4 protein-coding genes are annotated in these 4,727 nt (G+C 58.5%); all 4 read left to right on the top strand.

Annotated elements, in window-relative coordinates:
• A partial coding sequence (locus H9X86_RS11550) for a prealbumin-like fold domain-containing protein (RefSeq protein ID WP_243416946.1) occupies nucleotides 1-1,085 on the top strand: 1,085 nt, incomplete at its 5' end.
• 11 nt (nucleotides 1,086-1,096) lie between these two features.
• Nucleotides 1,097-3,037, top strand: coding sequence for a SpaH/EbpB family LPXTG-anchored major pilin (locus H9X86_RS11545; RefSeq protein WP_204901668.1), 1,941 nt, complete (start codon nucleotides 1,097-1,099; stop codon nucleotides 3,035-3,037).
• The gene (locus H9X86_RS11540) at nucleotides 3,024-3,890 is read left to right on the top strand and encodes a class C sortase (protein WP_204901667.1); all 867 of its coding nucleotides are present in this window, start codon (nucleotides 3,024-3,026) and stop codon (nucleotides 3,888-3,890) included. The genes H9X86_RS11545 and H9X86_RS11540 overlap by 14 nt, the downstream gene beginning before the upstream one ends.
• Nucleotides 3,883-4,727: class C sortase (locus H9X86_RS11535; RefSeq protein WP_204901666.1), on the top strand; the 845-nt coding region annotated here is incomplete at its 3' end. The genes H9X86_RS11540 and H9X86_RS11535, both read left to right, overlap by 8 nt.

The raw sequence follows: 4,727 nt of genomic DNA, 5'->3' as shown, positions 1-4,727 counted from the left end.
GCCAGGTTGGATGTGCCTTCAACGTGGACGACTTTGCCTTTGCCACCCAGATCATTATCTGGGAGTATCAAAGCGGCATCCGCACCAGCCCCACCTCCATTTCCGCTCTGTCCTACGGGGGCAAGACCATCGAGGCAGACAACTATGTGAAGTGGATTGAGGGACATCCGGCCAAGAACTGCTATGACTGGATGCTGGACCAAATGGCTGAACATCGAGTGATCCCCAGCTTTGCCAGCACGGATGTGGGGCTCAATATGGCTCACACCATGCAGTACGATGCCATCAGCGGTAAATACACCGTAACCCTCACAGATACCAACCACACCGGCTGTGACATCACCTTTCCCTCTACCAGCGGGATTACCGTCTCCCGCCAGGGCAACACCTACACCTTCTCCACCACCCAGGAGATCACCGATCCCGTTACCCTGACCGTGCGAAAGAATGTCCCCCAAAATACAGGAGCCCTGCTCATCTGGTCCAACGGCGTGGGCCAGACCTTAGCCACCGGAGTGCAAGACCCGGTGGTTTTTTATTTACAGCTGCGTACCCAGCCCTTGGGGATGCTCACCATCCACAAGTCTGGGCAGGGAGAGCAGGACCTGTCTGGGGTGAAGCTCCAGCTGTTGGACAGTAACGGAAATGTGGTGACCTGGAGCCAGCAGGCGGATGGACGCTATGCCGCTCTGGTGGTGCAGAACGGCCAGTTTGTCCCTGGGCAAAGAACAGACACCCTGATTACCAATGGGGAGGGACGTGTGGAGATGGTCAACCTCCCTCTGGGTACCTACACCCTGCGAGAAATCCAGACAGAGGAAGGCTATCAGCTTCTGCCCCAGCCCGTCACCATCACCCTGCCCTATGGGATAGCCGGAGCCAAGGACACCACCAGTGATGAGGTGTACTACAGCAACGGCACCAACTACTATTACCATCTCACCTACGACCTGCGCAACACCCTGGTGTATCGCCTGCCTGCCACGGGAGGCTATGCCGTCTGGCTGATGAGTGCCGGATTGGCACTGGCCTTCCTGTGCGTCACTGGGCTGGCTGTGCATAAGAAACATCAAACTGAACATTAAGGAGGACAATCATGAAACAGAAGATGCATCGCTTTACCGCCATGGGGCTGGCCCTGTGTGCCGCCCTTGGCCTGTCCGGAACTGCCCTGGCCTATACCCCCCAGGATGCCACCATCGACTACGGACGTACCGCCAGTCTCACCGTCACCAAGTATGACCTCACCGCCGCCACTCAGGCGGGGGTAAGCACCGGTGGGCTGGTGTCCACCGGCAAGGAAAACCACGAGGCGGAGACCATGCTGCAGGACTACACCCTGGGCGGTGTGGAGTTTACGTACCTGCGCCTGGGCGGCATTGGTATGTACTCGGATCAGGATGCCGCCAATGCCACCGTCCAGGTCATCTACGGGGTGGACAACGAAGATGTGCGGGACACGCTGGGTCTCACCTCGGAGGACGTGGTGAAAACCGAGGGTGGCATCCCCTGGTATACCTCTGATACCCTGATCGACGCTTTGGAGGAACAGCTCACCGCCAACCGCCGAGCCACCAAGGATGCTCTGGAGGCGGAGGCCAACCAGAGTGGCACCGCCATGCCCCTCACCGATGACATCACCGGCACCACTTCCGTGGACGGCCTGGACCTGGGCCTGTATCTGGTGGTGGAGACGGAGGTGCCGGAGAATGTCACCTCCACCGTCAATCCCTTCCTGGTGTCCCTGCCCATGACGGACACCCAGACCGCTGACGGCTGGTTCTACGATGTCCATGTCTACCCCAAAAACGAGACCGGGAACCCCACCCTGGAGAAAGAGGTGGCAGACCTGGCCCACGGCATCAGCTTCTCCGGCGACATCGACGGGCTGGGCTACCGGGATGTAGCCACCGGCAGCACCGGAGATGTGATGGGCTACCGCTACCTGTCCACCTTGCCCACCATCACCTCCAACGCCACCCAGCTCACCCAGTACCGCTTCGAGGATATTCTCTCTCCCGGCCTGGAGTACAACCAGTTTGACGTGAAAGTCTGCTGGTACGAGAGCTATGAGGCGGCTCAGAAGGACTACACCGTTGCCACCCCCAACACCCCTGCCACCCAGGGTGCCACTGCTGTGGAGATCTGGGAGTGCAATGAGAAGGGACAGGGTACATACTTCGATGTGTCCTATATGAGTGGCAGTGACGGCTCCACTATGATGACCCTCCAGTTCAACGAGGCTGGTCTGGAACGCATCAATACCCCCGTGGACAACAGCCAGCAGGAAGGCCGCTACTCCGACTGGACCTGCGTGGTGTACTACACCGCCAAGATCAACAGCACCGAGGACATGATCCTGGGTGACGAGGGCAATCCCAATACCGTCACCCTCACCTGGGAGAGCACCAGCCAGGACTATATTGACACCCTCACCGACGAAGCCAAGGTATACAGCTATGGCATCCACCTCACCAAGAAGTTCTCCGCCGGAGGCACCAACTTTGATGCCGTCCAGTTCATTGCCCAGAATGTGACCAACGTCACCGGCAACTACTATGTGGTGGCAGAGGCCAACCCTGCAAAGGGTGTGTACTATGCCACCGGCACCACCACCAACGTGGACGAAGCCACCCGCATGACCCCTAATGAGACCGGCCACCTGTATCTGTATGGTGTGGAGGAGGACACTTACCAGCTTACTGAGACCCAGACCGATGCTGGCTACACCCTGCTGGAAGATGTGATCACCGTGGACATCGACACCAAGTACACCCCCGGTGTGCAGGTGGGCTCCCTCACCGCCACCGCCACCGTGGACGGCTATTCCGCCACCATGGAGGCCATGGGGGACAGCGGCAATGCCCTGGTTCCCCTGACCGTCCTCAACACCCGTGGCTTTGATCTGCCCGAGACTGGCGGCAAAGGCACCATGGTGACCACTGTGGTAGGCATCGTGCTGGCCAGCGGGATGCTCACCGGGTGTATCGCCCTTCGCTACTGGAAGCGGAAGGGTGAGCTGGATGAAAAGAAGTAAAGCTCCTCTTTTGTTGGGGCTGGGCTGTGTGCTGGCTATGGGGATGATGCTCTACCCCATGGCCAGCAACTGGCTTTCGGGGCAAACACGCTCCCAGGTCATTACAGAATATGAGACGGCGTTGGAGGTGCTGGACAACCAGGCTACCCAACAAGCCCTAGAGCTGGCCCAAGCCTACAACCGGGAACTGCTGGAGCAGAGCTGTTCCATTGCTGGGTTCTCTGTCTCCGGTGCCCCAACCCCAGGCAATGACATTCTCACCGCCCTGGCCCCCACCGGAGGTGGTATGCTGGCCACGTTGGAGATTCCCGCCATCGACGTGATTCTCCCCGTGTACTACGGAACTCAGTCCACCACCCTTACCGCCGGTGTGGGGGTGGTGGAGGGCAGTTCCCTGCCGGTGGGAGGTACAGGAAGCCATGCAGTTCTGGCAGGCCACAGCGGCCTGGCCTCATCCCGGCTGCTCTCCGACCTGGATCAGCTCACACAAGGCGATGTGTTCTTCCTGCGGGTGCTGGATGAAACTCTGGCCTATGAGGTAGACCAAATCTCTGTGGTCCTCCCCAACGATGTGAGCCAGATCGGGATTGATCCACAAGGAGACTATGTAACCTTGCTCACCTGCACTCCCTACGGTGTGAACTCCCACCGTCTTCTGGTGCGGGGCACCCGGACGGAGCGGACAGCAGAGGACACCGTGGTTGCAACCGCCCAGAACCAAAACCACGAAAGCAGTTGGTGGAGTGAATACCGCACAGCTCTGTGCATCGGGTTTGGTATCTATCTTGCCATGCTGGCGGTAGCTGTTCCAGTGGTAATTTGGCGGAACAAGCGAGGTGTCAGGCATGGCTAGATGGCTGCTGGGGCTGGCTCTGGCGGTGGATTTGGCACTGATGGTAATTCTGTGCCAGCCCATCACTGCCCCCATTGTGTATGAGCAGACGGTGAAAGAGGAAGTTGCCGTGGTGGAGCAGGAACAGAAAAAGCCAGGTATTCACCAAGACCTGAGAGAAGCCATGGAGGAGTACAACCTCCAGCTGTCCCAGGATCAGTCCGGCCTGGACAGTGTGGACAGCTATGAAGCACCGGGGTTGAACTTAGAGGACTACGGAATGGAAGCCGATGATGCCGTAGGCTATGTAGAAATCCCCGCTATGGACGTCACCTTACCCCTCTATCTGGGAGCCTCCAGAGCGCACATGAACGATGGAGCGACGGTGCTGGGTCAGACCAGTATGCCCATTGGAGGCATCTCCACCAACTGCGTCATTGCCGCCCACCGGGGCTGGAATGGCAAGGCCATGTTCCGGGATGTGGAGCTGCTTCAGGAGGGGGACTTGGTGTACCTCACAAACCTATGGGAAACCCTGACCTATCAGGTGACGGGAACCTCCATCATCTGGCCCGACGAAGTGGAGGCTGTGGCCATTCAGCCGAGCCAAGACATGGTGACCTTGCTCACCTGCCACCCCTATATTGTGGGCACCCATCGGTATCTGGTGTACTGCCAGCGGGTGGAGCAGGATACTTCTGTTCAGGAACCCGCTGTGACCACCCCCAACATCCAGCAAACACAGGTTGCAGTGAAAGCATCACAATCTGAAATCGAGCTTGAAAGCCATTTGCAGTTGGTAGCACTGGGACTGAGTATTTGTACCGCTGTGGTGCTGATTTACACCATGGCAACCAT

It is taken from the genome of Pseudoflavonifractor capillosus, assembly GCF_016902575.1.
Classification (GTDB): domain Bacteria; phylum Bacillota; class Clostridia; order Oscillospirales; family Oscillospiraceae; genus Enterenecus; species Enterenecus capillosus_A.
This window is presented reverse-complemented; position numbering and strand designations above follow the sequence as displayed.

What these genes read in the sequence shown, in the direction of transcription:
- H9X86_RS11545 (WP_204901668.1), top strand. Translation starts at nt 1,097, where the DNA reads ATGAAACAGAAGATGCATCGCTTTACCGCCATGGGGCTGGCCCTGTGT.
- H9X86_RS11540 (WP_204901667.1), top strand. Translation starts at nt 3,024, where the DNA reads ATGAAAAGAAGTAAAGCTCCTCTTTTGTTGGGGCTGGGCTGTGTGCTG.